Raw genomic sequence first — 24,567 nt, forward strand, 5'->3', positions numbered from 1 at the left:
GTCACTTCTCCAGGGAGTTCTTCGGGAGCCGCAGCCCGATGTGCGGGGAGCCCTCCCGGATCTGTTCCATCCAGCGGTCCGCCCGGGCCCGCAGCGGCATGATCCGACCCCGATAGATCTCCACGAGCCGCCGATTGCCCGCCGCCTCGTCCCGGACGTCCACCTCCGCCGCGTCCTCGGCGATCGTGTCCAACTCGCGCAGGAACGCGTCCGCGTCGACCCGGTGGAGGCCGCCGGACGCCTGGTCCATCTCCTGGATCGAGCGCCGCAGATACTCCACCTCCTGGAGCACCGCGACCTGGAACTCGGCCGCGGTGAACTGCTGCGGGGCACGGCCGCCGTGCAGCATGCGCTCGGCCGCGTTGATCCGGTCCCGGACCGCCTCGTTGGCCAGGTGCCAGTCCATCTTGTTGCCCGCCGCGTAGGCCGCCCGGCCGGTGGCGCGCAGGCCGGGGATCGCGCCGCGGAAGCGCTCCGCCTCGACCGGGTCGTGGTCCACCAGCCGGTCGGCGAGCCGGGCCAGGAAGGCCAGGTTGTCCTCGAACTCACCGATCGCCGGGTTCAGCGCGCTGCCCGCGGTGGTGGCCACGCGCAGGCCCTGGACCAGCGTCTCCGCCTCCAGGAGCTTGTGGTGGGTCTTGCTCGGGTCGATCCGCTCCCGGACCAGCTCGGCGAGTTCGGCGAGGAGGCGGTCCAGCGCCGGGCCGACCCGGATCGCGTCGGCCGGCGGGATCGCGTCGCGCTTCTCCGCCCATCCGGTCACCACCTGCCGGTGCCGCTCGGTCAGCTCCGGCCATCCCGGCACGGCCCGCTGCGGGATGTCGATCACCGCGCTGCCCTCCGCGCCCACCTGCGGCAGCCGCGCCTCGGCCCGGATCGTCCACCCGGTCTCGAACTCCAGGGTCACCTCGACGGTCGAACCGACCGACACGTCGGTCGGCAGGTCCCGGATCGAGACCTCGCCGATCGGCACCAGGCCCTCGACCAGGCCGACCCGCAGGCTGGACCCGTGGGACGCGGTCTCCAGGCGGAAGTCGGTGCGATAGGGCACCATCGTCCCGGCCCGCACCACCGCGTGCAGCCCGTCCACCAACTCGACCGAGAAGTCGTGCGCGAGCACGTCGCCGGTCGCGTCCGAGCGCGGCTTGTCGTCGGTGGTCACCTCCAGACGCCGGCTCTCGATCTCCCGGCCGTGCGCCGACACCTGCACGGTGAAACCGTTCTCGCCCTCGCGCAACGGCACGTCGGCGAACAGGAATCGGCCCTCCCCGTCGGCCGTCTCGGTCAGGTACACCAGGCCGTCGTCCGAGGTCAGCACCAGCTGTGCGGCGGCCGGCGAGGCGAGGTCGGGGCCGGCCAGGACCCGGCCGCCGATGTCCGTCTCCGGCGGCAGCGCCTCGGGGCGGTCCAGTTCCAGATGGCCGCTGCGACTCGGTACGTTCGCCGCCTTGAGCGCGGCGCCCAGCGCGACGCACAGGTCCGGGTTGAGCAGCCGGGGGCCGCGCCCGAAGTGCTCGGTGAGCATGGAGGCCACCAGCGGGATCCGGGACGAGCCGCCGACCATGACGATCTCGTCCAGGTCGGCGGCGGTCATCCCGGCGCGGGCCAGCGCGCGGTCGCAGTCGTCCAGGGTGCCGCGGATACGATCCGCGATCATCTCCTCGAACTCCTCGCGGCGTATGGGCAGTCCGATGTTCATCGGGGTGCCGCGCCGGTCCTCGCAGTACTGGCTGACGATCTCGGTCTCGGGATAGCGCGACAAGTCGTGCTTGGCACCCTCGGCGACGGAGAGCAACTGCGCCTCCACCTTGCCGTCGGCGGGGTTCTCCGAGTCGATCGCCAGGTCGTACTCGGGCAGTTGGGCCGCGATCCAGGACACGATCCGCCGGTCGAAGTCGAAGCCGCCCAGGTAGCGGTCGCCGCTGAACGAGCGGTTCTCGAAGCCGACTTCGGGGTCCCAGGTGACCACCGAGGTGTCGAAGGTGCCGCCGCCGAGGTCGTAGACCAGGAACGTCTGCGGCTCGGTCAGCTCGCGGGCCCGCTCGTGCGTGTACGCCAGCGCCGCGGCCACCGGCTCGATCAGCGTCTCGACCACCTCCAGGCCGGCCGCCTGACCCGCGCGCGTGGTCTCGTTCTTGGCCCGGGTCTCGAAGAACGCCGGGACGGTCACCACGGCCCGCTCCACCGGCACGCCCAGCACCTCCTCGGCCACCTGCTTGAGGTGGCGCAGGATGTGCGTGGACGCCTCCAGCGGGGTCAGCCGCGCGTGTCCGGCGGTGACCAGCTGGTCGGTGCCCATGTTGCGCTTGAAGAACATCGCGGGCGGCGCGCCGGGCAACCGAGCCTTGTTCTTGGCCAGTTGCCCGACGATCGGGGTGCCGATCGGATCGATCCACACCGCCGAGGGGGTGGTCGGCGAGCGGTCGGGGTTGGCCACGATCAGCGAGTCGCCGACCGGGCGCAGCCGACGGGCGGCGATCAGCGCCTCCTTGTCGGGCACCTCGGCGTCGGCGGGGATCGCGATGCACGAGTTGGTCGTGCCGAGGTCGATACCGACCACGATGCTCATCTGGTGCTACCGCCTTCGGAGTTCGGGTCGTTCGAGGGTTCGGGGCGCGGAGCCGCGGGAGGTTCGCCGTCGTCGGTGCGCCCGGGGGCGGCCTCGCGTTCGGCCGGGGTGGGTACGAAGCCGAGCACGACCTGTGCGCGGCGGATCACCTCGCCGTCGTCGAGGAGTACTCCGGGTCGCAGCGTCCTGGCCACGATCATCGCCGCCTCGTCGCCGCTGTCGGGGGCGTGCGCGACGTCCACCCGGCGGCCGACCGCGGCGTACGCCTCGCCCACGGGATCGTCGAAGCGCACGCCCGCGCGGTCGAGCGCCGTGGCGAACCGCCGGGCGATCGAGGCCAGTACGGCCGGCGCGGGCTCGCCGTCCAGGCAGCCGCGCAACTCGTGCAGCGCGACGGCGGCGTCCGCGGCCAGGCCGGTGTACCGCTCGTGGGTGGACTCCAGGCGTTTGCGCATCTCCTCGCGCCCGGCCTCGCGTTCGCGCGCGGTTCGCCGCACCACGTCGTAGACCAGCGCGAACGGCGGGTCGAGCGCGTGCTCCGGCACCGCGCGCTCGCTCTCGGTGATCGCCATCGGATCCGCGGCGGAAGCGGCCGACTCGGCCGGGTCGGCGGTACCGGTCGACGGGGTCGACGCGGGCGAGCCGCCCCGCTCGGGCCGGCTCGCCGCGCCCGCCGGTGGGTCCGCCCCGAGGGGGCCCCGCTCGGGTGTCGCTGCCATCAGTGCGCCCCTTCTTCCGTCCACAACGGTACGAACTCGCGCGGCGCGGGCGGCGGCACCAGGCCCGCGAGCACACGTCGGTCGATCCCGATCCTCGGCGGCCCGGCCGACTCCGGGGGCTCGGTCTCGGCGAACTCCTCGGCCAGCTCGCCCGGATCGGGGCCGGGCCGCTCGGGTCGGTGGGTGAGCAGTTCGGCCGCCAACCGCCCGGCCGGATCGGTCAGCGTCTCCTCGGCCGCGTTCACCTCGGCCGGGGCGAGCACCCGGCCGTGCACCGGGAATCGGTCCGCGCTCCGGGTGATCCGCTGTCGGCGCTTGCGCACCTGTGCCTTGATCGCCGCCCGGCCGGTCAGGTCCGGATCCAGGTCCAGGATCTGGAAGGCGGTGCCCCGGTAGGGGTTCCGGCCGGCCTGCCAGGCCCAGGGGTTCTCCCGCGCGCCCTCGCTCGCGGTGGGTTCCATCGGCTCTCAACTCCATGCGGGGCCGTGCCCCGTGGCCAGCGACAACACGACGCCGCGCAGCGCGTTGACGATCTCGGGTTTGTCCGCGTCCGGGTCGGCGGCCACCTCGTCGGCGAGCCGGCGCGCGGTGGCCAGGTCCTCCGGTTGCGGCGCGTGCAGGTTGATCAGTACGCGGGCCATGAACAGCCGCCCCCACGGCCCGGGTTCGGACATCGCCAGCGCCCGGCGCAGCGCGTCCCGCACGTGTCCGTCCGGCAGCCCCTGGCGTTGTCGGGCGGTGGCGGCCAACGCCCATTCCTCGGCGGCCAGTTGCTCGACGTCGCGGTACATGCTCTTGAGCGCCAGGTCGCGGTCGAGTTCGAGGGCGCGCAGCAGGTGTCGGCCCGAGCGCAGCGTGGCCTGTTCCAGTACGGCGGGTTCGGTGGCCGGGCCGGACTCCAACTCGCGCACCACGATGCCGCGCCAGTATTCGTGCCGGGCCAGCTCGACGGCGAACGAGCCCTCGGGGGTCCCCACTTCGTCCCAGGCGGGCAGCACGAGCCGGGCCACCCGCTCGACCAGCGGCTCGATCTTGTGCGCCCACCCGGGCGCGGCCACCACGATCTCGATGTGGCGCCGGGTCGCGTACAGCAGGGCCCGGGCCGCCTCCGCGTTGCCGGGGTCCACCGTGAGCCAGGAGGCGAGCAGTTCGACCACGTCGTCGTAGCGGCCCTCCTCGACGTCGCGCGACGCCTCGGCCAGCGCCTCGCGGACCAGGTCGGCCCGGGCGTTGGCGATCACCGACGGCGGGAAGCCGGACTCGCGGACCAGGTCGAGGTGTTCGCGCGCGGACAGCGGATCGCGCAGGCGCCGATCGGCGGCCAGGGTCAGATGCGGGGCGAGCAGGTCGCGCGGCAGCCGCTCGCGGACCTCCTGGACGGTCGCCGCCGGTACCGGGCCGCCCGCCACCGCCTCCAGGTGCTCGTGCATCCGGTCCCAGAAGGCGCTGTCGTGGTACAGCTCGGCCCAGTGCGCCAACGCCCTTTTCCAGTACGGGTGGGCCGCCTCGCTCTCGCCCGCCAGCTCCAGGTCGTAGGCGCGCGCGTGCAGCGCGACCGCGAGGTGGTGGGTGCGCCACGGTCCGCCGCCGGTGGTCCACAACCGCTCGGCCGGCGCGCTCCACGGCTGCGCGTCGGCGCCGGTGCCCAGGCTCGCGTACGCCTCGCCGTCCAACGGCCCGTCGCCCGCGCCGTGTTCGCGCAACCTGGCGGCGAACGCGCGCAGCTCCGCGCGGTCAGTCATCGGCGCCCCCCACCACGAGCGCACCGGCCACCACCCGCACCCGGACCGCGCCGATCGGCCGGCCGGCGGCGTCGGCCTCGTCGAGCAGGCGCAGCACGCCCGGCACCACGGCGGTCACGCAGCGGTTGACGCCGCGTGCCGCCTCCTCCGGTCGGCCGCGCCAGGCGACGGTGGCGATGTGGTCGGCGGCCTCCTCGGTCCAGGTCAGCGCGACGCCGAGCTGGTCGCGCAGCCGCGCGGCGAGTCGGGTCAGGCCGTTCTCCGCGATGCCGCGCAGTTCGGTGGGGCCGAACGGCGAGTAGAGGATCACCTCGTCCACCCGGTTGAGGAATTCGGGCCGGAAGAACCCCTCCATCGTGCGGCGCAGCCGGGCGCTCGCGGCGGTGTGCCCGGTCGAGCCCTCGGCCAGGATCGAGCCGATCAGGTTGTCCACGCTGTCCACGTCGTCCTCGACCGCCTCGGCCGCGGAGTGGGTCGCGCCGAGGTTGGTGGTCAGGATCACCACCGCGTCGTGCGCCTCGCGCACCGGGCCCGCCGGATCGCCGATCCGGCCCTCGTCGAGCAGCCGAAGGAGCGCGTCGAGCACCCGCGCGTCGGCCTTCTCCACCTCGTCGAACAGGAACACCCGACGCGGGTTGTCGCGCAGGCCGTTGGTGAGCTTGCCCTCGCCGAAGCCGACGTAGCCGGGCGGGGCGCCGATGAAGTTGTTGATCGACTCGCGCGCGCTGAACTGGCCCATCTCGAAGACCAGGACGTCGTCCTCGGAGCCGTAGACGACCTCGGCGAGCAGCCGGGCGGTCATCGTCTTGCCGGAGCCGCTGGGGCCGCACAGCAGCAGGGCCGCGCGCGGCCGGTCGTCCGGACGGAAGCCGCGGGTGAGCGAACGTTTGATGAGTTCGACGTGGAAGGCGAGCCGCTCGACCACGCTCTCCTGGCCGATCAGGCCCGCGCGCAGCCGGCGTACCGCCTCCTCGGGGGACATCGGGGTGCCGGCCCGGTCCGGTTCGGGCTCGGCCGGCTCGCGGTAGTAGGTGTCGGCGAACCGGCGCAGCCGGTCCAGGTCCAGGCCGATGTCGCGGAAGAACCCGGCCGCCAGGCCGTTGGGGGTGTCCAGGAGCGCGGCGAGCAGGTCGCGTTCGGTGATCCGGGCGCCGGTGTCCGGGTCCGGATCGGGGCGGCTCGCGGCGAACGTCGCCGCGCGGCGCAGGGTCTGCCGCAGCGGCTCGTCGGCGGTGATCGGGCCGGTGCCCGCCGGGCCGCGGACCCGGGCGCCGGTCAGCGCGATGGTCTGTTCGCGCAGCGCCCGTACGTCCCGGCGCAGGAACAGGAAGGCCTGCTCCAGGAGTCCGCCCGGGGTGGTGGCCAGCGCGTGCAGCAGCATCGCGATGCCGCACTGCCGCCGGCCGAGTCCGCTCGCCTCGGCGACCATCATCGCCGGCACCCGCCGGGCGCCGGGGGCGAACGCGGTCTCGTCGATCGACCCGTCGGCCCGGCACACCTCCGCCGCCGGGCGCGCCGCGGCCACCTCGGCCCGCCAGGCGTCGAGGTCCACCCGGCCGTAGCCGACGAGCAGGTCCACCGCGCCCGGCTCCAGGCGGGGCAACAACTCCGCGAGCAGCGCACGTTCGTCGACGTAGCCGGTGTCCGCCGCGGCGGCGAAGCCGGCCCACAGGTCGGCGGTGACCGGCAGGCCGCCGAGCGCGCCCGCGCCCCGGCCGTTGCCGCCCGCTCCGGCGGCCGGTCCGCCGCCGCCGAGCAGGCCGGCCGCGAGCACGTCCGGCGGGATGCCCTGGCGGGCGAACAGGCCGCAGGCGCGCCCGCCGTCGATCCGGGCCAGGGCGATCAGCGTGTGGGCGACCTCGACCGTGTGCGCGCCGAGTTCGCGGGCCACCGCCGAGGCGGTCTCGAACCGGCGGGTGGCCACCAGCAGCCCGCTGTCGAACACCTGCTCCGGCACTCCCAGGATGTCCGTCTCCACGTCGCCTTCTCCCCCGCCTCGCCGATCCGATCGCACCGGTTCGGATCACGCCTCGTCACCGGCGAGCAGCCGCTCGGCCAGGTCCGCCCGGGCCCGGGCCGCCTCGGGCCGTCCCGCGCCCAGGTCCCGTACGCCCAAGGCCAGTATTCGGTACGCGGCGGCCGTCGCGATCGCCCGGCCGAGTCGTCCCTCGCGCAGTTCCGCCGGCGACGACTCGAGCAGCGTGGCGGCCAGTTCCGGGTCGGCGCGGGTGACCCGGTGCAGCACCAGGCCCGGGCCCAGCGGCGTGCGGCGGACCCAGCCCGCACCGTAGCGCCGGAGCAGGTCGCGCGCGGCACCGGCCACCATCGAGTCGTCGCCCTCCAGCGTGCCGAGCAGCAGCCGCGCGGGCCAGGTGTCGGCGTAGGGCTCGTCGACCACGTGCGGCTCGTGCTCGGCGCCATCCGGGCCGGCACCCGCCGTCCCGTCGCCGCCGCCCGCCGCCCCGCCGACGCCCGACAGCCCGTGTCGCAGCAGCCGCACCGCGCCCGCGTCGTCGCCACGCTCCAGCAGATCCGCCGCCGCGACCACCAGGGCCGCCGCCGTCCCGGGCCGCACGCCGGCCGCCGCCCCGCCGTCCCGCGCCGCGACGGCGGCCCGGTGCAGCTCGCGATACTCGGCGTGGTCCGGATCGAGCATCGCGGCCTCGTACAGATACCGGACCGCCCGTTCCGGGTCGCCACCGGTCAGCTCCCGATGCCCCTCGACGGCGAGCCGATGGGCCAGGCGCGGCGCGGCGGCGGAGCAGCCCTGTTCGAAGGCGAGCCGGTAGCAGGTGCGCGCCGCGGCCTCCGCACCGCGCGCCGCGGCCCGGTCGCCGATCACGCACACCCATTCGGCCCGCGTACCCGGCGCACCGGGCGGCGCGACCACCGGCAGCAGCCGCCACAGGTCGTGGTCGGGATGTCGGGCCGGCTGCTCGAAGCGCTCCTCCAGGCAGTCCAGGACCCGGGTGGTGGCGGCGACCCGCCAGCGCCGGACGGGCGCGCGCGGATCCAGGCCGCCGAGCACGTCGAGCAGCGCGCGCTCCAGCGGGCGCGGTCCGGCCTCCAACGCCTTCTCCAGCGTGGTCCAGGTCTCCGCGAAGTCGCTGCCGGGCTGGACCACCCACCAGCGCAGCACCGCGTCGATCGCGCGGACGTAGTGGCCCCGGGGGTCGCGCCCGAGCACGTCGGCGAGCATGCGCGCGGCGGTCTCCGGCTGCTGCGTGGCCACGGCCTGGATCTGGCTCTCGATCAGTCCCCGGTTGCGGACCACCTCGGCGTCGGAGGCGTTGGCCAGGAAGTCCCGCATCGCGACGAGTCGAGGCTCCACCTCGCCCTCCCGATGCGTGGCCATCCGGAACGCCCGCACCGCCCCGGCATCCGACATGGCGTCTCCCCCGCGAACACGACCATCCGACTGCGCCGGTCGTGACGACGTACAAGCAGCCGACGTACATGCAGCACGGTACCCGGCCGCGCCGGCCCAGGGAGGACACCGGGCGAACCCGTCCTCGTAACGTGATCGTCACCGATGGTGAGACCGCGGACGCGCCGAACCCGGGTGAGAGCGACCCCGAACATCGGGTAGTATTTCTCTCGCAGCAAGCGCCGCTAGCTCAGTTGGTTAGAGCAGCTGACTCTTAATCAGCGGGTCCGGGGTTCGAGTCCCTGGCGGCGCACAGCGGCAACATCGAGAAGGGCCCGCCGGTTTCCGGCGGGCCCTTCTCGCATGTACCCATGCGATCCACCGCGCGGCTCTCGTCATCGCCCGTCGGTCGTCCGTAGATCGTGTAACAACCCTCGACGGGTAGGATCGGTCGGATGTCGGTGAAACATGGCTTTCCACTGATTTTGTTGCTGTTTGCCCTGGTCACGGGGTGCGCGGTGGACTCCGGTGTGCGCGTCGCGGGCAAGCCGGAACCGGTCGGGATCCCGCTCGCGGCGCCGCCCTCCGGGGCGGGCCTGAGCATCGATCCGGTTCGGGTGCTGCGGGAGGACGCGGGGGTCGGCGTCAAGATCAAGGCGGTGCTCACCCCGTCCTGTGGCACGTCGTATCCGGTGAGCGCGCAGTATCTGAGCGCGCCGGGAGTGCCGGGGACGCCGCTGCCCGTCGCGGTGGTGTCGGTGTTCCACTGCGGGCCCGAGAACTGCACGATGCGCCGGGACGTCGCCGCGTACGTGTACCGGCTCTTCGAGGACGGGCACACCGAGCGCGTGTTCGCCTCGGAGGAGCCGGGGAGTCGGATCGAGGTCGGAAAGCGGATGTTGATCCTTCAGCTGCCGGCGTACCGGGCCAACGAGCCGGCGATCTGCCCCTTCGGCGAGCACGGGGTCGGATTGCGGTGGGATGGTTCGCAGTTCGTCGAGAACGAGGTCGGAAAGGGTGTGTCGTGAGCAAACCGCACGTGCTCGTCGTGGAGGACGACGAGGTCATCCGCGAGGCGACGCAACTCAATCTGGAACGGGACGGGTTCCGGGTGAGCACCGCCGCCGACGGCGAGGCCGGGCTCGCCGCGTTTCGCGGCGAACGGCCGGACGTGGCGCTGCTGGACGTGATGTTGCCGCTGATGAACGGGATCAGCCTGTGTCGGCGAATCCGGGCGGAGAGCCTGATCCCGGTGATCATGGTCTCCGCGCGCGACGACCCGATCGACATCGTGGTCGGTCTGGAGGCGGGCGCCGACGACTACGTGACCAAGCCGTTCGACACCGTGGTGCTGCTCGCCCGGATCCGGGCGCTGCTGCGCCGCGCGCAGCGCACCGCCGGCCCGGACGAGGAGTCGGGGCCGCTGCGCTTCGGCGACCTGGAGATCGACCCGGACGGCGTGCAGGTGCGCCGGTCCGGCGAGTTGCTCGCGCTGACCCCGACCGAGATGAAGCTGCTGCTGCGCTTCGCCGAGTCACCGGGCACGGTGCTGAGTCGGGACACCCTGCTCGAAGGCGTCTGGGAGTACGCCTGGGGCGGCGACACCCGGGTCGTGGACGTGCACGTCCAGCGGCTGCGCAACAAGGTGGGCCCGGGCCGGATCGAGACGGTCCGCGGCTTCGGCTACAAGCTGCGCCCGGGACCCGTCGGGTGAGTCTGCGCTGGCGAATCTCGGCGGTGGTCACGGTGGTCAGCGTGGCGGTCGCCGTCGCGCTGAGCCTGACCGTGCACTTCGCCTTCGCCTACAAGCAGGCGGACGAGGCGCGCAAACTCCAGATCGACCGGATCGACCTGGCCCTGCGCGAGTACCTCCGGACCGGACAGCCGACGTTCGGCAGCCGGCTGGACGACCCCCGGGTACCGGCGGCGCTGCGCCGGGCGGTGCGCGACGGCGACCGGGCCACCGAGTTGTCCGAGGGCCGGATCTGGGCGGCGGTCGGGGTGGACGGGCACATCCTGTCGCTGCGCTCCAGCTATCGGGACCGGACCAGCGACCTGGCCTCGCTCGACCGGGTGCTGCTCATCGGCGCGGCCGGCGTGGTGGTGTGCGGGTCCGGGGTGGGCGTGCTGATCGGGGCGCGGCTGTCGCGTCGGCTGCGGCGGGCCGCCGACGCGGCTCGGCGGGTCACCGCGGGCGAGCGGTCGATCCGGGTGCGGGCGGCGATCGGCGGCAGCGGTCGGGACGAGGCGGCGGAGTTGGCCACGGCGGTGGACGCGATGGCCGACGCGTTGCAGGCGCGGCTCGACGCGGAGCGCCGGGTCACCGCCGACATCGCGCACGAGTTGCGCACACCGCTGACCGGACTGAGCGCCGCCGCCGACCTGTTGCCCGCGGATCGGCCGGGCGAGTTGGTCCGCGATCGGGTCCGGGCGCTGCGTTCGCTGGTGGAGGACGTGCTGGAGGTGGCCCGCCTGGACACCGCGACCCAGCGGGCCGACCTGACCGAGGTACCGCTGGGCGCGTTCGCCGCCCGGCGGGTGGCCGCGCTCGCGCCCGACGCCGAGTTGCGGGTGATCGGGGCCGAGGTGGTGGTCACCGACCCGAGGCGGTTGGAGCGGATCCTGGCCAACCTGCTGACCAACGCGACCAAGCACGGGCTCGCGCCGGTGGTGGTGGAGGTGGACGGACCGCGGATCCGGGTCGTGGACGCGGGGCCGGGTTTTCCGGCGACGCTGCTGCGGGAGGGGCCCAGCCGCTTCCGGAAGGGCACCGACGACCGGGCGGCCGGCGGGCACGGTCTGGGCCTGACCATCGCGATGGGTCAGGCGGCGGTGCTGGGTGCGTCCCTGACGCTGAGCAATCCGGAGGCGGGCGGCGCGCTGGCCGAACTCACGCTGCCTTCGGGGGCGTCGGCGGTCGAGTGAGTGTCGGGCGCGGATCCCGGTCCGGCCCGGTCGATGAAGAAAGGGGTGCCTCGTGGGTGGTGCGGTCGGGTTGGTGCTGGCGGCCGGAGGTGGGCGGCGGCTCGGGGGGCGGGCCAAGGCCCGGTTGGTGCATCGCGGGCGGCCGCTGGTGGAGTTCGCGGTCGCCGAGTCGCGCCGCGGCGGGTGCGACCGGGTCGTGGTGGTACTCGGCGCGGAGGCCGACGCGGTGCTCGCCGAGGCCGAGTTGACCGGCTGCGTCGTGGTGCGCAACGACGACTGGGCGAGCGGCATGGGCTCATCGCTCGCCGCCGGGGTCGCCGCGCTGCCCGCCGACGCCGACGCCGTCGTGGTCACCCTCGTGGACATGCCCGGCGTGGGCGCGGCGGCCGTGGCCCGGTTGATCGCCGCGCACGCCGCGCCGGAGGACCTGATCGCGGCGGCCTACGCGGGTCGGCGCGGCCATCCCGTCCTGTTCGGGCGCGCCTGGTGGGCCGAGTTGGCGGCCGGGGCCGAGGGGGACGCCGGCGCCCGGGCGTTGCTCGCCGAGCGGCGGGACCGGGTTCGGCTGATCGAGTGCGCCGACGTCGCCGACCCGTTCGACATCGACACGCCCGCCGACCTGGACCGGCTGGACCCCTGATCGACGAAGGACCCGAGCCGCCGGGGGCTCGGGTCCTCGCCGCCGGCGGGAGTCCGTACCGACCCCCCGGGATCGCGCCCGACGACGCCGGCTACGCCTGGTTGAAGAAGCCGTCCTGGTTCTGCTGCGTCGGGTCGCCCGTGAGCAGCCGCGCGTCGGCCGGCATCAGCAGGAAGACCCGCTTCGCCAGCCGCTCGATCGCACCGCGGCGGCCGAAGGTCAACCCCGACGCGAAGTCGACGACACGCTTGGCGTCCGATTCGTCCATCGCGGTCAGATCGATCACGACCGGGATGTCCTGCCGGAAGTACTCGCCTATCGCCCTTGCCTCGTGGTAGCTCTTCGGGTGCACGACGGCGATCCGGGTGCCCGGCTGCGTCGGCGTCTCCGAAGCGGCCGCGCGCGCGGCGAACACCTCGGAGGCCGGCACCACGCTGCCCTCGAGGGCGCGCGAACGCGACTCCTCGGGTTCGTCGTCGTAGACCCAGCGCGACCCCGTATCGTCGTCGTCCGCGTCGTATGTCCCGGTCTCGTAGGCACCCGCGCCGGTGCGGTAAAGGTCGTCGTCCACGTCCCCCGAACCGATCCCGAGCCACGAGCCGGCCTTGCGCAATGCGCCCATGGGCACCTCCGCGTCCGGTCGTCCCGGCCCCGTCCGGGTTATCTCGTCATCCTCCACTCGACCGAACTGTATGCGAGTGCCGGGTCCGGCGCGTCGAACGACGCGCCTATAAACGGACAGATCATCCAACCGGCCTCGAACGGGCGTACTCGGTGCGGCTTCTGACGCCATTTGAGATCTTTATCCGTGCATTCCGAAGCGAATCGCATCGAAAGTGCGCCCGATTCGCTCGAACACGATATCTCGAACTGGTGTACGAATAACGGAATATGCCCGCCGAATGAACCCGAACGGTCCACTGGTACATACCTCTACCGGTGGACCGGGGGCAGGTCGCAGACTCGGATGCGACATCTTCGGAGGTGAGCATGGATTCGCCTTTCCGCATCGTGCGGCCCCCTCGTCCGCTCGAAGAGCCGTATCCCTCCCGTGCCCGGATCAACGAACAGGTCGGCGCCGTCTGGGAATGGGGGATGCGCGAGGATCCCGCCGCGGCCGTCCGGCTCTACCACCAACTCGGCGAGGTCGCCGCCCGGGTGCTCGGCGGCACCGATCGGGACACGCTCAACGTGCGCCGCGCGTACGCGCACTTCGTCGGCATCGACGGCGATCCGCAACGGGCCGCCCGGTTGTTGGCCGGGCTGGTCCCGGTGGCCGGCCAGGCGCTGGGCCCCGGCGACTGGGTCACCCTCGACATGCGGCTGTGCCACGCCAGGTTCCTCGGCGAGGGCGGCGAGCCGCGGGGCGCGACGACGTTGTTCGCCCGGCTGGTCGCGGACATGACCCGCGCGCTGGGCGCCGAGGCGGAGAGCACGCTGACCGCACGCAGCTACCTGGCCCGCTTCACCGGGGAGTGCGGCGATCCGCTGCGCGCCGCGGAGATGTACGGCGCGCTCGTGATCGACTCGATCCGGATCCTGGGCGCCGACTGCCTGGGGTCGTTGGTCGCCCGGGCGGGTCACGCCGTCAACCGCGGCCTGGCCGGGCACCGCGGCGAGGCCCTGGCCCTGTACGACCCGCTGGTCGCCGACTTCGCCCGGGTGTTGGGCCCGGATCACCCGGAAACCCGGCAGACCCAGACCTGGCAGCGATATTTCCGAGGGGGAAACGGCTGAATCCGGTGGGGAGTCGGCGGCTAAAGTGGCACGCCGACACGACCGGAACGGGGAACGGTGGTCATGGAAGCACTGCGCGACGGGGATCCGACGCGGCTGGGGCCGTATCGGCTGCGCGGCCGGCTGGGCGAGGGCGGGATGGGCGAGGTCTTCCTCGGCACGTCCCCGAGCGGCGTCCGGGTGGCGGTCAAGACCGTGCGTCCGGAGTTCGCGACGGACCACGGTTTCCGGGACCGGTTCCGGCGCGAGATAGACCTGGCGCGGCGGGTGGACAGCGCCTGGACCGCGCCGATCGCCGAGGCCGATCCGGACGCGCGACCGCCGTGGTTGGCCACCGAATACCTGACCGGGCTCTCGTTGTCCGAGGCGATCACGACGTACGGCGCGCTGCCCGAGGGCGCGCTGCGCATCATGGGCGCGCAGTTGGCCGAGGCACTGATGGCGATCCATCGCGCGGGCCTGATCCATCGCGACCTCAAGCCGTCGAACGTGATCCTCGGTCGGGATCGGCTGCGGGTGATCGACTTCGGCATATCCCGGGCGGCGGACGAGGGCGGCCAGGGGCTGACCGGGACCGGTCGGGTGGTCGGGTCGCCGTCGTTCATGTCGCCGGAACAGGCGGGCGGGCGGCGGATCGGACCGGAGAGCGACGTGTTCTCGCTGGGCTCGGTGCTGGTCTTCGCGGCCACCGGGCGGGGGCCGTTTCACGTGGAACCGCCGGTGGCGCAGTTGCAGATGATGATGCGGGTGTTGCGCGACGCACCCGCGTTGGAGGAAGTACCGGAGGGACTGCGGGACTTGGTCCGGCACTGCCTGGACAAGGAGCCCGAGGCGCGACCCACGCCGGCCGAGATCCTGGCCCGCTGCATGGGCGACTCCGAACCACCGGTGGGCACTTCGTGGTTGCCGTCGGCGCTCGCGGCCGAGTTGGAGCGGCGGCACCTGGGCGACGCGTTGTCGCCGGGTCCGGTGGGCGCCGCGACGGACGAACCTCTCGGCCGCGCGGTGGGGATCGGCGCGGACGCGGGTACGCCGACGACGGTCGCCGTGGCGGTGTCCGAGTCGCCGGGCGAACGGGTCGCCGCGCCGCCGCCGGCTCTGTCGCCGACCGTCGCCGTGGCCGAACCGCCGCCCGTCGGGCGGGGGTTGGCCCGTCGCGCGTTCCTGATCGGCGGCGGCGCGGTCGCCGTGGCCGCGGTGGGTGGCGGCGCGGGCTGGTTGTTGATGGGCGACGACGCGGATCCGGGCAGGCGGGTGTGGTCGTATCCGGCGGGCGCCGGCGGTGGTTCGTCGCTGAGCGCGCAGGGCGATCTGGTGTTCCACGTCGCCGACGGCGCGGGCGGCGGCAAGGGCCAGGTCACCGCGATCGACGCGGAATCCGGCCGGAAGGTGTGGCGCAAGGCCACCGCGGGCAACTCGGTGTCCGCGCCGCTGGCGACCAAGGACCACCTGTTCGTCGCCTCCTGGACGGTGGACCCCTCGGCCTCGGTCCCGGAGCGGTCCCAGCCGACCCTGTGCACGGTGCACGCCTTCGACCCGGTCGAGGGCGAACTGCGGTGGAGCCTGGAGTACAAGGCCCGCTGGGTGAACCTGCCGGCCGGCCTGGATCAGGGCCTGCTGTACCTGGGCGTCGCCGAGGAGAACTCCTACAGCACCGGACCCGGGGCGATCGTCGCGATCGACGCGGCCACGCACCGTGAGGTGTGGAGGGCGGGGCTGACGGCGGATGCCGGCATGCCGGGGACGCCGACGTTCGGGAACGACCTGGTGGTCGCCGTCGCCCAGCCCAAGGCGTCCTACAACCCGTCCGCGGTCCACGCCTTCGACCGGTCCGGCAAGCCGAGGTGGCAGGTCCCGTTCAAGAGCCGGCCGTGGGGTCGCGATCCGGTGATCGTCGGGGACCGGGTGCTCACGGTGGTGACCGACAGTTCCAGCGGCGGCGTGTTCACCTGGCAGCGATACGCGCTCGACGCGACCACCGGGGCGGTGTTGTGGGGGCCCATCCCGGTCGACGGCGGCCAGGCCCGTTCGCTCACCGTGGCCGGCGACCACGTCTTCATGGTCTACGACGGGGCCACCGACGAGGCCAGGTCGGGTGTCGTGGCGGTGGACCCGCTCACGGGCTCGCAGTCGTGGAAGTTCGAGATGGAGGCCCGCAACGCGAGCGAGATCACCCGGGTGGGCGACGTGGTCTACGTCGCGTGTCACCCCTCCAAACCGCAGGCGGGCGTGACACCGAGCGCGACCACGACCACCACCCCGCCGCCCACCAACCCGCCGGCCACGTCGGTGTCCACGGGCAAGGTCTACGCGCTGGAGGCGAGTACGGGCGTGGTGCGGTGGTCGGCCGAGATGCCCTCGTACGGCGCGCTGACGGCCCCCGTCGTCGCGGGCGACAAGGTCTACGTCTCGATGGACGCCGCCAGGTCGGACGCCTCGCGCGACGACGCGGCCCAACTGCTGGCCCTGCACACCAAGACGGGCAAGGTCGCCTGGAAAGCCCCCCTCCCGTCCCCGGTATCGTCCCGCCCCTTGGCGGCACGGGGCAACGTATACATCGCCCAGTGGCTCCGCCCCGACGAGGGCAACTCGAACGCCTCGGTCATCGCATACGAGCAGTAGCCCCCCCGCGGGCACGGTCCGCGGCGCGGCGAGGACCGGGGCGACACAGGGGCGGAACCTGCGGACGCGGGCCGCAGGCGGGCTTGGGCAACGCGGGGACGAGTCGCGCGGGCGCACGGCCGGCCCGCCCACCACAGTCGCCGCACGCGCGAAGCCCCCGTCGCCGGCGGGCGCGTGCGCGCGGACACATGAATGGGCGCGCAGCGGGAACGGGAAGGCCGGTTGCGGTATCCGGTTGCCCGTTCGGCCTCCGACGCGCGCCTCCGTCCCCGGCTTCCGGTGGCGGGTGGCGGGCGTCGGCTGCTCCGTATCGGGTGCCCCGTGTTCCGCGACGCACACCCCTACTCCCCGAGACGAGGAAGCATGGCCGAGTTGGGACCCGTCGACGCGATCGTGTTGGGTTTTCCGGGTCAGCGGCTGACCTCGGCCGTACTCGACGCGTTCGAGTCGGTCGAGGAGCGCGGCGATGTCCGGCTGATCGACGCCCTGATCGTGGTCAAGGACGTCGCCGGGGTGGTGAGCAGCCACGAGGTCGGCGAGTTCGAGGGACTGCGCGACATGGCGGCGGAGTTGGCCGCGCGCGAGCTGCTGGGCCTGGCCGGCGCCGAGGACGCCGAGCAGATCGGGCAGGTGATGCCGCCGGATTCGCTGGTCGTGGTGCTGTTCGTGGAGAACATCTGGGCCCGCGAGGTGGCGACCCGGATCCGCGATTCGGGCGGTCGGCTGCTCTCGTACACCCGCCTGCCGCAGTCCGTCCTGGACGACGCGGAGGAGGCTTTGGCGAACAGCACCGACGGCGGCTGAGCCCGGCGGACCGACGGCAACGAATCAATCTCCGGAGGGTAAAGCAGGGCAAAGTCCTGCAACCCGACCCACCGGTTGGACGTCTCAGTCGACGCAAGGGCACATCCCCGAGCACGTGGAGGTCGACATGACCACCGGCATTCGCCGTACCGCCGCCGTCGCGGTGACCGCGGGACTCCTGCTCACCGGCGGCCTCGCGGCCCCGGCTCTCGCCGCGGCGGCCTCGCCGGCCGGCAGCCATCAGGCGGCCCACCGGATCGGCGTCGTGGAGAAGGTGACCGCCTTCTACGACCAGTACCTGGACGCGATCAACGGCACCAATCCCAACATGGACCCGACCGAGGTCCGCAACGAATTCCTCACCCCCGAACTCGACGCCCGCCTGGACGCGTGGGCCGAGGAGAACCTGGCCGACCCGGTCTTCCGCGCCCAGAACACCCCCGACAGCCGCGACGTCCGCTACGAGGGCAGCGGCGCCGGACACGCGACGGTCATCGTCACCGAGCACTTCGGCGACGGCTCGACCATCGACGTCTGGTATGAGGTCCCGCTCGACGGTGGCCGCATCTCGGACCTGAAGGATGCACCGCGGTAGGCGAGAGCCGGTTCGCGACACGAGGGGAGGGCCGAGGCGGGGTCTCGGCCCTCCCCTCTTCGCCGCCCGATCCCGGGAGGGTCAGGCGGACTCGGTGGGCAGACCCGCGCCGACCCAGTCCTCGATGCCCTCGGCGTACTTGCGAACGTTCGTGTACCCGAGGTGGGTCAGCCGATCGGCCACCTGGCCACTGTTCGGGCAGGCCGGGTTCGAGCAGTAGGTGACGATCGCGGCGGCCCGATCCGGCAGCAGCGTCGGCGCGAGGGTGTCCACGTCGTCCCGAACCAGGGCGACGGCCCCCGGCAGATGTTGCTTGGCCCAGTACTCCCCACCGAGCGCGTCGACGACGATCACGGTGCCGCCGGCGATCCCGGCGCGCAGTTCGTCCCGGGTGATGAGTGCGGTCATGGCGATGCCTCCATCTCACAGAGAATCGGACTAGAGTCCGCTTATGCCCGACGACATTAACGGACCGCAGTCCGCTTCTGCAATCCCGGTGGACCTCGACCTGCTCCGCACCCCACCCCCCAGGGAACGCGCCGACGCGGCCCGCAACCGCGCCGCGATCCTGGAAGCCGCCGCGGCGCTGTTCGCCGAACACGGCGTCGAATCGGTATCCATGGACCAGATCGCCACGGCGGCCGGCGTCGGCAAGGGCACGTTGTTCCGCCGCTTCGGCGACAAATCCGGCCTGGCCACGGCCCTCTTGGACACGCGCGAACGCGCGCTCCAGGAAGCCATCCTCGGCGGCCCGCCCCCACTCGGCCCGGGAGCCCCGGCGGAGGACCGCCTGGCAGCGTTCCTCGACGCCTACGTCGACTACCTCCTGGAGCACCTCGACCTGATCCGCATGTCGGAGACCTCGACCCCGGGCGCCCGCTACCGAATCGGCGCCTACCGGTTCTGGCACCGCCACGTGGCGATCCTGCTCCCCGCGAAAACCCCCGACCCGACCTACACGGCCCACGCCCTGTTGGCCCCGCTGTCCGCCGAACACGTCACGGCCCTGCTCCCGGAACTGGGCCCGACCCGCATCCGAGAGGGCGTCCTCCACCTGGCCGAGTCGACGATCGGAACCCCGCCCCGCTGAGTGTCCGAGGACCCACCCCCGGGCAGGAATCGCCTCATGGTGGAACTACCCGCGGACACCCGCCGGATGATCGAAACGCCACACATCTGGTACGTGGCGACGATCAACAAGGACGGATCCCCCCACGTCGGCCCCATGTGGCTGGGCCTCGACGGCGACCTGCCCCTGATCAACACCGCGATCGGCCGAATCAAGGAACAAAACCTGCGCCGCGACCCGCGCATATGCCTGTCCCTGGCAGACCCGGCGAACCCCTACGACCGGGTACAGATCCGCGGCCACGCCGCACACTTCGTCCAGGGCCCCGAGGCAGACCGGAACATGGACAGGCTGGCCCACGCCTACCTGGGCACCGACACCTTCGAATGGCGAGTCCCGGGCGAACAACGCGTCGTCATCCTGATCGAACCCACCAAAGTGCGCCGCGTAGTCGGAGTCGAACCCTTCCCCAAAGGCGCCCCGGGCTCGACCACCCCATAGGCCCGCAACCGATTCCCGCACGGCAACCGACGGGCGCCGGACCTCAGTGGATGGCGGCGGAAGGAATCGGTCGCCAGGTTTGTTCGTGGGGGATCGCCGTGCCCGGGGTGTGGCCGGCTTCGAGGTGGGTCAGGACGGATTCGATGTGGTGGCTTTGGCCGTCCGTGCGCATCGGGGCGATCTTCGCGGCGGCGAATTTGCGGATCGTGCTTGCGTCGGCGTCGGTCCACAGGCGGTCGGTGGCCAGGGCCAGGCGGTTCAGGACGTACTCGAACGTGGCGTGGGAGAACTGGAGTTCCGAGCCTGCCGGGGGTTCGAGCGTGGGGTGGGCGGTGAAGCCGCGGAGTTTGACCAAGGCGTCGGGCTCCGGGACGAGCCGGCCCTCCTCCGGGGGTTCGAGGGCTTCCAGGTAGGTCAGGCCGTTGCGCAGCCGCTGGGTGACGCCCTGCTCCGTGCGCTCCGAGACGCAGCGGCCGACGAGTTCGGCGCCGTTGAGGGCCAGGTGGGCGGCGGCGAGGTACTGGGACTGCGCCACCAACGACCCCGCCGCCGACACGAATTCGCGCAGCACGCCCGCCGTGTGGAGGTACTTGCAGGCGTAGGGCGAGATCCCGTAGCGGGCGGAGGCCGGTGCCCAGACCTCGGCCTCGCCTCGCGGCAGCGCGTGTCGGGTACGTCGGATCGATGGCTTCATGGCCTCATGGGTACCGCCGGCCCCGACCCCCGGACAACCGGATTTCGCCGCCGGATCACTCGGCGGCCGGTTCGGCGGCAAGGTGGTGGGAGAGGAGGGGGATCGCGGCCAGGGATACCGCCAGGGTCCCGGCGCCCGCCAGTTGCAGGGCTCCCGTACCGCCCAGGGCCGTTGCCGCCGGACCGCCCAACGCGGCGCCCGTCAGGTTGGCGGCGTTCAGGCCGGCGCTGGACGTGGCGAAGGCACGGCCCCGGGTCTCGGGTGGGACGCGGGCGTGGATCAGGTTGCGAATGGCCAGGTTGGCCAACACGTTGGCCACACCCATCAGGACGAACATGGCCACGGCGACCGCGAACACCGCCGCCGTGGCGCTGATCAGCAGGCACCCGCCGGACAACGCCCCGGCACCGACCAGCACCGCCGGCTGCCGGCCCACCGGGATCCGCCCGGCCCACAACGCGGCCGCCAGGAGCATGCCGGCCATGTGCGCGCTGACCAACCAGCCGTAGCCCGTGTCGTCGGCACCCAGGTCGTCCCGCACGAAGAACACCCGCGCCACGTTCAGGATCGCGGTGAACACCACCGCCACCGCAAGGGTCGGGATCGCCACCCGCAACACCCGATCACCGCCGAGCACGCCGATCCCCTCGCGCACCTGGGCCGGCCACCCCGACCGGGACCGCCCGCCCGACACCGGCTCACGCCGGATCCGCAGCGCCACGAACGCCGCCGACATCACGGCGTAGGACACGACGTTCCCGAGCAGGATCACCCGATCACCGACCCCGGCGACCGCGAGGCCGGCCGCCGCCGGACCCGCCACATTGCCGACCGAGCGCAACGTCTCCATCCGTGCGTAGCCCCGCGCCGCCCCCTCGTCCCCGACGATCTCCGGCACGAGCAGTTGCAACGTCGGCGACACCACCGCGAGCCCGGCCCCGAGCAACGCCAGGAGCACGATGACGCCGACCACATTCGTGGTGACCACCAACCCCAGCGCCACCACCGCCTGAAGCCCGGTCGCCACGACCACCAACCGGCCGCTCTCCACCCGGTCCACCAGCGGCGCGGCCAACGGCCCCACCACCACGATCGGCAACACGCCCGCCACGACGAGGGCCGAGATCACCGCGCCCGACCGCCCCTGATCATGTAATCGCAGGATCAGCACGACCATCGCCATCTGGTCCCCCATCGCGGACAACCCGTAGGCGGCGGCCACCACCGACAACACGACCTCGCGATTCCGGCTCATCCACGGATGTTGCCGGCCGCGGCCGACCCCGCCCAGAGCCGCCGGCGTGTTGCGGCCGAGGGATTGACCGCTCCCGCGCACGATGTTGTCCGAGTGATCACTCGACGAGGACGGCAGTACGAAGACAGGAGCGACGAACATGGCGGAGCGCGCACACATCGGTGTCACCGGACTGGCCGTGATGGGCCGCAACCTGGCCCGCAACTTCGCCCGACACGGGCACACCGTCGCCGTGCACAACCGGACCTCGGCCAAGACCCGGGCCCTGGTCGACGAGTTCGGCCACGAGGGCACCTTCCTACCCGCCGACACCGCCGAGGAGTTCGTCACCCTGCTCGAACCACCCCGTCGCCTGGTGATCATGGTCAAGGCCGGCGCTCCCACCGACGCGGTGATCGACGAGTTCGCCGCGCTCCTCGAACCCGGCGACATGATCGTCGACGGCGGCAACGCGCACTTCGCGGACACCCGCCGCCGCGAGGCCGCCCTGCGCGAGCGCGGGATCCACTTCGTCGGTACCGGCATCTCCGGCGGCGAGGAGGGCGCGCTGCTCGGCCCGAGCATCATGCCGGGTGGCTCCCCCGAGTCGTACGCGGCGCTCGGTCCGATCCTGGAGGACATCGCCGCGAAGGTCGACGGCGTCCCGTGTTGCACGCACATCGGCCCGGACGGCGCCGGTCACTTCGTCAAGATGGTGCACAACGGCATCGAATACGCCGACATGCAGCTGATCGCCGAGGCGTACGACCTGCTCGGCCGCGCCGCCGGGCTGCGGCCGGCCGAGATCGCCGAGGTGTTCAAGGGCTGGAACTCCGGCCGCCTGGAGTCGTATCTGATCGAGATCACCGCCGAGGTGCTCGCACACACCGACGCGGACACCGGCCGGCCGTTCGTCGACGTGGTCCAGGACCGCGCCGAGCAGAAGGGCACCGGGCGCTGGACCGTACAGACCGCGCTGGACCTGGGAGTTCCGGTCAGCGGCATCGCCGAGGCGGTGTTCGCCCGCTCGCTGTCCGGCCACACCGACATCCGCGCGGCGGGCCGGGGCCTGCCCGGACCGACGCCCGGCACGCTCGACGGGGAGGCCGCGGCGCGCTTCGCCGACGACGTCGAGCAGGCGCTGTACGCGTCCAAGATCGTGGCGTACGCCCAGGGCATCCACCAGATCGAGGCGGGCAGCACCGAGTACGACTGGGCGATCGACCCGGGCAAGGTCGCCGAGATCTGGCGCGGCGGCTGCATCATCCGGGCCCGCTTCCTGAACCGGATCCGCGAGGCGTACGACTCCCCGCGGCGGCCCGACTCGCTGCTGAGCGCCGAGTACTTCCGCGACGCGCTCGCCGGTGCCCAGGACGCGTGGCGTCGCGTGGTCGCCACGTCCGCCGAACTGGGCATCCCCGCACCGGGGTTCGCCGCCGCCCTCGCCTACTACGACGGCCTGCGCTCGCCGCGCCTGCCCGCCGCGCTGATCCAGGCCCAGCGCGACTTCTTCGGCGCGCACACCTACCGCCGGGTGGACCGCGACGGCTCCTTCCATACCGAGTGGTCCGGCGACCGCACGGAACACGCGGTCTGACCGCGGTCGGCGAACCCGGCGGGGACGGCCGTCCGTCCCCGCCGGAAGCCCTCACTCCCAACGCCCCGCCAACAACCGCGTCATCGCGCCCGTCAACGAGCCGCGCAACTGCCGCCGCACCGCCGGCGTCAGATGGCGCAGCCACAGGTGCGCCGCCCGATCACCCATCAACCCCACGCACAGCAGCGGATCCTCGAACAGGAACCCCGGGGCATGCCAGCTCATGCACGCGTCCGGATCGGGGTCCACGGCCGGCACGCGCCGGATGCCCACCGCGGCGAGCGCCGACGCGCAGATCAGACAACACGCGCCGGCGGCGTCCTTGAACTCGCCCGTCTCCAGCGGTAGTCCGAGCATCCTGGCCTGATGCAGGCAGTCCATCTCGGCGTGTAGTCCACGCTTGGCGGAACCCTCGAAGATCCGTCGACCGAAGCTCATCACGCAGTCGGCCTCGACCCGCGCCGGCAGCCCCCGCCCGGACGACTCGACCCGCTCGGCGGCGGTCCGCACCCACCCGACCCACTCGCCCGCGATCTTCGGCACGATCATGTCCGCGGGCGGCATCTGCGTTCGGCCGCCGGCAACCTTCGGACAGTACTCGCAGTGCATGGCGCCTCCCCAAAGACGACATGCCGAAAGCTAGCGTGGGCGGGGTCGACGCCACCAGCACAAGACCGGCCGAAACCCAGCGGAAACCCACCGGGACGAACACCGGGGACCGACTCCGGGGACGAAACGCCGGGGAAAAACACCGTTGTGCGGCCGAAGGGACTCGAACCCTCATATCCTCTCGGACGGCAGGACCTAAACCTGCTGCGTCAACCAATTGCGCCACGGCCGCGTACGACCGGCCCTCGCGACGATGCCCCGAGGCCGACCAGGGCTCATGGTAGTGCCCCGAGCTGCGGCCGGCCGGCACATATCGGCCGCGACCAACCGTCCGGCCGGCACTCGGAACACACCACACCACCCCGAAACCAACCATCCGGCACCCGCGGCTCAGCCGCGCAGCCGCCCCGTCGCCCGGCGCGCCAACACCAGCGCACCGTCGCGCGTGGTCCCGCCGAGCCCCAGGACCGTTCGCGTACTCAACCCCTCGAGCAGCGCCAGCAACTCGGACGCCGCCACCACCGGATCGTCGACGACGAGCACCCCCTTGGCCGCCCCCCGGGCCAACACCGCGGCCAGGTCCCGCTGCCACCCCAGGTCGATCTCGTCCTGCGCGGCCAGCAGTTCGGCGTTGCCCGCCGTCCGGGCCCACAGCTCCACCCAGAGCATCCAGCGCGGATCGCGCGGACCGACGGGCAGGTACAGGTCCAGGAACAGGTCCAACTTACGATCGGCGGCGACCCGGCGGGCGAGCAACCGGGTGCGCTCCTCGGCCAGCCGGTCCTCGCTCCAGCGCAGCGCGGCCAGGAGCAGCTGATCCTTGCTGCCGAAGTAGTACAGGATGTGCCCGCCGCTGGTGCCCAGGCGCTCGGCCAGACCGGACATGGTCAGCGCCGCCAGGCCGTTCTCGGCGATCGCCGCGACGGCCTCCTCCAGCATCCGGTCCTGCGCGATCCGACCGTCGCGCCGCCTCGTGGCCACCACCGATACCACCTCTCGACCGCGCGACCACCCCGCCCGCGCAAGGGCTCGACCCTACTCCCCCGACGTCGCGAACCTTGAACGACGGTCAAATTCTCCCCCTCTTCGGCAGGAACTCTTGACACCCTCCCCCACCTCGGCGCACCTTGAGTGACGTTCAAA

The 24,567-nt window shown here is 72.8% G+C and carries 23 protein-coding genes and 2 tRNA genes; 12 read left to right on the forward strand and 13 right to left on the reverse strand.

Translation table 11 applies throughout. The annotated features are described in order from the left end of the window. Position 1: 1 nt before the first annotated feature. From EMA17_RS46285 to EMA17_RS46310, 6 genes are read right to left on the reverse strand one after another with little or no spacing between them, the layout of a single operon-like run. Complete coding sequence (locus tag EMA17_RS46285) at positions 2–2,569, reverse strand: Hsp70 family protein (protein WP_126643242.1); 2,568 nt, start codon at positions 2,567–2,569, stop codon at positions 2–4. Further along, positions 2,566–3,288 carry a hypothetical protein gene (locus EMA17_RS46290; protein ID WP_126643243.1) on the reverse strand — a complete coding sequence of 241 codons (723 nt, stop codon included), beginning with the start codon at positions 3,286–3,288 and terminating at the stop codon, positions 2,566–2,568. Before EMA17_RS46290 ends, EMA17_RS46285 begins: the two co-directional genes overlap by 4 nt. Next, a complete protein-coding gene (locus EMA17_RS46295; RefSeq protein ID WP_126643244.1) occupies positions 3,288–3,749 on the reverse strand; it encodes a hypothetical protein in 462 nt (153 codons plus the stop codon). Before EMA17_RS46295 ends, EMA17_RS46290 begins: the two co-directional genes overlap by 1 nt. A 6-nt stretch (positions 3,750–3,755) precedes the next feature. Beyond that, positions 3,756–5,030, reverse strand: coding sequence for a hypothetical protein (locus tag EMA17_RS46300; RefSeq protein WP_126643245.1), 1,275 nt, complete (start codon positions 5,028–5,030; stop codon positions 3,756–3,758). After that, positions 5,023–7,008 carry an ATP-dependent Clp protease ATP-binding subunit gene (locus tag EMA17_RS46305; RefSeq protein ID WP_160161813.1) on the reverse strand — a complete coding sequence of 662 codons (1,986 nt, stop codon included), beginning with the start codon at positions 7,006–7,008 and terminating at the stop codon, positions 5,023–5,025. Before EMA17_RS46305 ends, EMA17_RS46300 begins: the two co-directional genes overlap by 8 nt. A gap of 45 nt (positions 7,009–7,053) precedes the next feature. Continuing rightward, complete coding sequence (locus EMA17_RS46310; protein WP_126643247.1) at positions 7,054–8,418, reverse strand: hypothetical protein; 1,365 nt, start codon at positions 8,416–8,418, stop codon at positions 7,054–7,056. Positions 8,419–8,636: 218 nt separating this feature from the next. Here EMA17_RS46310 and EMA17_RS46315 point away from each other — a divergent pair. The 5 genes from EMA17_RS46315 to EMA17_RS46335 all read left to right on the forward strand — a co-directional run bounded on the left by EMA17_RS46315 (position 8,637) and on the right by EMA17_RS46335 (position 11,962). Continuing rightward, positions 8,637–8,710, forward strand: a tRNA-Lys gene (locus EMA17_RS46315). A gap of 142 nt (positions 8,711–8,852) precedes the next feature. After that, a complete protein-coding gene (locus tag EMA17_RS46320) occupies positions 8,853–9,425 on the forward strand; it encodes a hypothetical protein (protein WP_126643248.1) in 573 nt (190 codons plus the stop codon). Then, complete coding sequence (cseB, locus tag EMA17_RS46325) at positions 9,422–10,111, forward strand: two-component system response regulator CseB (protein ID WP_126643249.1); 690 nt, start codon at positions 9,422–9,424, stop codon at positions 10,109–10,111. The genes EMA17_RS46320 and cseB overlap by 4 nt, the downstream gene beginning before the upstream one ends. After that, a complete protein-coding gene (locus tag EMA17_RS46330; RefSeq protein WP_126643250.1) occupies positions 10,108–11,322 on the forward strand; it encodes a sensor histidine kinase in 1,215 nt (404 codons plus the stop codon). The genes cseB and EMA17_RS46330 overlap by 4 nt, the downstream gene beginning before the upstream one ends. A 52-nt stretch (positions 11,323–11,374) precedes the next feature. Next, on the forward strand, positions 11,375–11,962 hold the full coding sequence (locus tag EMA17_RS46335) for a nucleotidyltransferase family protein (protein ID WP_126643251.1): 588 nt from the start codon (positions 11,375–11,377) through the stop codon (positions 11,960–11,962). Between the two features lie 91 nt (positions 11,963–12,053). Here the strand turns inward: EMA17_RS46335 and EMA17_RS46340 are convergent, their stop codons facing one another. Continuing rightward, complete coding sequence (locus EMA17_RS46340) at positions 12,054–12,584, reverse strand: cell division protein SepF (RefSeq protein WP_126643252.1); 531 nt, start codon at positions 12,582–12,584, stop codon at positions 12,054–12,056. 368 nt (positions 12,585–12,952) lie between these two features. Here EMA17_RS46340 and EMA17_RS46345 point away from each other — a divergent pair, with 368 nt between their 5' ends. The 4 genes from EMA17_RS46345 (at position 12,953) to EMA17_RS46360 (ending at position 17,720) form a co-directional block, all read left to right on the forward strand. After that, on the forward strand, positions 12,953–13,699 hold the full coding sequence (locus EMA17_RS46345) for a tetratricopeptide repeat protein (protein WP_126643253.1): 747 nt from the start codon (positions 12,953–12,955) through the stop codon (positions 13,697–13,699). Between the two features lie 63 nt (positions 13,700–13,762). Further along, positions 13,763–16,321, forward strand: coding sequence for a serine/threonine-protein kinase (locus EMA17_RS46350; RefSeq protein ID WP_126643254.1), 2,559 nt, complete (start codon positions 13,763–13,765; stop codon positions 16,319–16,321). A gap of 363 nt (positions 16,322–16,684) precedes the next feature. Further along, positions 16,685–17,125: a DUF6325 family protein gene (locus tag EMA17_RS46355; RefSeq protein WP_126643255.1), complete on the forward strand. Its 441-nt coding sequence runs from the start codon at positions 16,685–16,687 to the stop codon at positions 17,123–17,125. 127 nt (positions 17,126–17,252) lie between these two features. Then, complete coding sequence (locus tag EMA17_RS46360; RefSeq protein ID WP_126643256.1) at positions 17,253–17,720, forward strand: hypothetical protein; 468 nt, start codon at positions 17,253–17,255, stop codon at positions 17,718–17,720. Positions 17,721–17,801: 81 nt separating this feature from the next. On the opposite strand, the gene EMA17_RS46365 is transcribed toward EMA17_RS46360, so the two are convergent. Continuing rightward, positions 17,802–18,128, reverse strand: coding sequence for a rhodanese-like domain-containing protein (locus EMA17_RS46365; RefSeq protein ID WP_126643257.1), 327 nt, complete (start codon positions 18,126–18,128; stop codon positions 17,802–17,804). 43 nt (positions 18,129–18,171) lie between these two features. Here EMA17_RS46365 and EMA17_RS46370 point away from each other — a divergent pair, with 43 nt between their 5' ends. Both EMA17_RS46370 and EMA17_RS46375 read left to right on the forward strand, forming a co-directional pair. After that, complete coding sequence (locus EMA17_RS46370) at positions 18,172–18,810, forward strand: TetR/AcrR family transcriptional regulator (protein ID WP_126643258.1); 639 nt, start codon at positions 18,172–18,174, stop codon at positions 18,808–18,810. Positions 18,811–18,846: 36 nt separating this feature from the next. Then, a complete protein-coding gene (locus EMA17_RS46375; RefSeq protein ID WP_126643259.1) occupies positions 18,847–19,290 on the forward strand; it encodes a PPOX class F420-dependent oxidoreductase in 444 nt (147 codons plus the stop codon). 43 nt (positions 19,291–19,333) lie between these two features. On the opposite strand, the gene EMA17_RS46380 is transcribed toward EMA17_RS46375, so the two are convergent. Further along, complete coding sequence (locus EMA17_RS46380) at positions 19,334–19,984, reverse strand: hypothetical protein (protein WP_126643260.1); 651 nt, start codon at positions 19,982–19,984, stop codon at positions 19,334–19,336. A 55-nt stretch (positions 19,985–20,039) separates the two neighbouring features. Then, on the reverse strand, positions 20,040–21,239 hold the full coding sequence (locus EMA17_RS46385; RefSeq protein ID WP_160161814.1) for an MFS transporter: 1,200 nt from the start codon (positions 21,237–21,239) through the stop codon (positions 20,040–20,042). 139 nt (positions 21,240–21,378) lie between these two features. Between EMA17_RS46385 and gnd the strand changes: the two genes are divergently transcribed. Then, entirely contained in the window at positions 21,379–22,815 is a 1,437-nt protein-coding gene (gene gnd / locus EMA17_RS46390; RefSeq protein WP_126643262.1) for an NADP-dependent phosphogluconate dehydrogenase, read from the forward strand. Between the two features lie 51 nt (positions 22,816–22,866). Here the strand turns inward: gnd and EMA17_RS46395 are convergent, their stop codons facing one another. The 3 genes from EMA17_RS46395 to EMA17_RS46405 all read right to left on the reverse strand — a co-directional run bounded on the left by EMA17_RS46395 (position 22,867) and on the right by EMA17_RS46405 (position 24,408). Continuing rightward, positions 22,867–23,358 (reverse strand): hypothetical protein, encoded by a 492-nt coding sequence (locus tag EMA17_RS46395; protein ID WP_126643263.1) that lies wholly within the window; start codon positions 23,356–23,358, stop codon positions 22,867–22,869. A gap of 214 nt (positions 23,359–23,572) precedes the next feature. Beyond that, positions 23,573–23,656: transfer RNA gene (locus EMA17_RS46400), tRNA-Leu, on the reverse strand. A gap of 158 nt (positions 23,657–23,814) precedes the next feature. Further along, the gene (locus EMA17_RS46405; protein ID WP_307721597.1) at positions 23,815–24,408 is read right to left on the reverse strand and encodes a TetR/AcrR family transcriptional regulator; all 594 of its coding nucleotides are present in this window, start codon (positions 24,406–24,408) and stop codon (positions 23,815–23,817) included. Between the last annotated feature and the right edge of the window lie 159 nt (positions 24,409–24,567).

It is taken from the genome of Embleya hyalina, assembly GCF_003967355.1.
Classification (GTDB): domain Bacteria; phylum Actinomycetota; class Actinomycetes; order Streptomycetales; family Streptomycetaceae; genus Embleya; species Embleya hyalina.